Here is a 2,984-nt window from a genome sequence, read left to right on the forward strand (position 1 = left end):
ATGAAGGACTCGAAGGTCATCGTCGCCATCAACAAGGACGAGGAAGCCCCGATCTTCCAGATCGCCGACTACGGCCTCGTCGCAGACCTCTTCGAAGCATTGCCCGAACTGCAAAAGGCGCTCTAACAACGGATCACAGCGCCCGGTTAAGCGCCGCGTTTTGTCACCTGTCAAAGTTTATCGCACGATGAACTTTGACAGGAAGGACGCATGCTGGCGTTGAACCAGCCGACGCGGCACCCTGCGCCAAGTTGGCGGCAGTGGAATAGCCGTACTAGCTCAGCTATTAACGGACGCGTTGCATCGCATCAACGCACGCCAATTCTATTCAACTGCATCCCCTTGCATGTCGGCACCGCGCATCTGGAGAAGCTTCCCTATTCGGCGGGCGGTGATTTCGATTGCTTTACAATGGGCCTCGAAATCTCGTTCAATGATCATGCCGAACGGGCCGGTCACGCCGACAGCGTATTGTACATCGCTTTTCGCTGGTTGGATCGGATAGGCGATTGAGCCGAGACCCGCTACGTGCTCCGCCAAATCCACGGCAAAGCCATGCCTCCGAACTTCCTCAAGCTCCTCGAGAAGGAGGTTGATATCGACCTTCGTCTTTTCCGTGTATTCGCGAAGATCTCGACTTAGCGCTTGTTCTTGGACTTCACGTGGTTGGAACGCGAGAATTGCCTTCGCAGATGCCGTCGCGTTGATTGGCAGCATCATGCCAGGCATGACGTAGGTTCGAACGGGCGTGTCCGGCGCGACGCAGGTCACCGATCGGACTTCGGCTCCGTCGAACCGCGAAATATATGCTGATTGGCCAGTCTGTTCTGCTAACGTCTGCAGGGGCCGTTGCGCCAGCATGGCCAGCCACCCAGCCTCAGGCGAAGATTGAATGAGCCGAAGAATTCGGTCGCCCAGACGAAATGTGCGATTTCTGACATTCTGGTAGCTGATCATTCCACTGCCAGCTAGAACGTTGAGAAGCCGGTTCACAGTCGTTTTAGGCAGGTCAAGCGCCGTTTCGAGTTCCGCCGCGCTGAGACCTTCAGGAAAGGGAGCGATGGTTTCCAGAATGGTTATGTATCGCTCAAGAGGACTGTCTTTCGGCGTTGTTTCGTTCATGTCCCGATATCGTGCAAGCTAGGGCGTGATGAAGTTCCATCTAGGCATTCGGTAGAACCTAGCTTGGTTTCTATGCTGTCTTCACAGTTCGCGCAACAATCAGCGACTCATTTCAACACATCCTTAATGGTTCACTGGTCGCCTCTCGCGAATTCGTCTCTGATAGGAAATCGCAAAAAGGATCAAAAGGCAATTGCAAAATCCGATTATCGGAACTTGGATCAATTATCAGCATTTTAAAGGGGCGAAATGCTTCACCACGGCCATTCGAACATCAAAAGAATACTGTAGATAACGCGGCATCCTCCCCGTGAGTGCCGGTGTCTAGCCGAGCGCTACGCTTGGGGTTCGTTGTTATGGCAGCAGGATTCATGTTGTTTTTGTGTGCATTCGCCTAGGCTCAGGACTTCGGTAACGGGGCCGTACCGGTCAAGCAAAAAGTGACGACTGCCGCAGCGCCATCATGCTAACAGTGCGGCAAATGATCCCGACAGATTCCCTTTCGCCGATGCCTGGCTTGCTTTGCCCCTCATTTGAGGTCACCCCGGGTTCATGCTTCGGTCCGTGATCAGCGCGATGGCTGCCAACGTGATGCTGGTTCAGTGCGGTAATTCCGATGTGCCCATCTCATTGGCGTGCTCGGCAGAGGCCGGCGACAGTCCTGACCACGGCATCATCGGAACCACGTCCTGGTTGGGACCTCGAAGATCTGCGGTCAGGCAGACGTCAACGATATGGTTCTGATGTGAAGGCTCAGGCCGACTTGGCGAGCAACGGGACGAAGGAAAATTCAGTACCATCCTTCCACATCCGGTGAAGGATGGTGCCGATGCGTCTTGCCAAAGCCACCATCGCACGCTTTGCACCTCGACGTTTGGCAACTTGCGCAGCCCAGCTTCTCAGCCATGTCGAGCGCCCCCCGTCCAGTCCCGGCAGCGCCTTGGCTGCTGCTGCGCGAACTCTCTCCATCAACGTTCGCCGATCCTTCGAACCGGATGCTGCAGCCACGGCGACGAGACGCACGATCTCATGGCCGTGACGGGTCAGGATGACCTTATCTCCAGCTTCGGTCCGCTTCACCAGTTCGGTGAGCTGCCCCTTGGCATCACTGACAGATACGCGCATCGCGCGGGTTCTTTGGTTCTTGATATCTTACCCAAAAGATGGTCAGTGACTTGGTCGAAGTCAATGATGGGATGTGAGCTGGCGCGGGTCGAGAGAGCGCTGCGCGAGCTCGCCTCTTTCCCGCTCTCTCGGGGCGTTCCCCATGAACATGATTTCCCGGTCCGTAGCAATATCCCACACGGGCCTGGCTCCGTTCGACGCTGATACAGACATTCCCGCTGTCGTTATCCACGACTGCGCATCTCAAACGCGGCCAGCGCATCGATGTCGCTACGCTGCGCGACGGTTCCAACCTGTTCAAGAGCCGGCATCAGGAATTTTGCCGGAAAACTCGGCAGTTATGAGAATGATAGGGCCGCTCCATGGTCTCGTCGGAGACGCCAATCCTCTGCATTGGGTAACGCTATGTACGTCTGGTCTTCTGAAGACCGGCATAAAGTGGATACCATATGGCAGCCCTGCCGAGGAGCACGAGCATTCTCTCCATGGAGGAGAGATCACAAGGCTCGGCGTGGCGTATATTTGTATTCATTGGCGGCATCCTCCAAGGGCGGTGAAATATTAACATCAATCGAACGCGCTAGGCCTTTGATAGACAGGTATGGGAGCAGGCAAGGTAATGGTCGTCCCATCAGCGGTCAGACGACGCCGCCGAGGCAGACATATTTGATTTCGGTGAATTCCTCGATGCCGTAGCGGGACCCCTCGCGGCCGAGGCCGGAGAGCTTGACGCCGCC

The 2,984-nt window shown here is 55.8% G+C and carries 1 protein-coding gene and 2 pseudogenes; 1 reads left to right on the plus strand and 2 read right to left on the minus strand.

Annotation, left to right across the window (positions count from 1 at the left end; genetic code table 11):
• Positions 1–126 (plus strand): annotated as a pseudogene (locus ACQZ6J_RS33815) (electron transfer flavoprotein subunit alpha/FixB family protein); the annotation flags it as partial.
• Positions 127–324: 198 nt separating this feature from the next.
• On the opposite strand, the gene ACQZ6J_RS33820 reads toward ACQZ6J_RS33815, so the two are convergent.
• Both ACQZ6J_RS33820 and ACQZ6J_RS33825 read right to left on the minus strand, forming a co-directional pair.
• Positions 325–1,122 carry an IclR family transcriptional regulator gene (locus ACQZ6J_RS33820; protein ID WP_449087226.1) on the minus strand — a complete coding sequence of 266 codons (798 nt, stop codon included), beginning with the start codon at positions 1,120–1,122 and terminating at the stop codon, positions 325–327.
• A gap of 909 nt (positions 1,123–2,031) precedes the next feature.
• Positions 2,032–2,247, minus strand: a pseudogene (locus ACQZ6J_RS33825) (type II toxin-antitoxin system Phd/YefM family antitoxin); the annotation flags it as partial.
• Positions 2,248–2,984: the final 737 nt, after the last annotated feature.

Source organism: Rhizobium sp. A37_96, from assembly GCF_053521765.1.

Bases quoted from the DNA above. Each gene is read 5' to 3' on its own strand.
- ACQZ6J_RS33820 (WP_449087226.1), bottom strand. From the start codon at position 1,122: ATGAACGAAACAACGCCGAAAGACAGTCCTCTTGAGCGATACATAACC.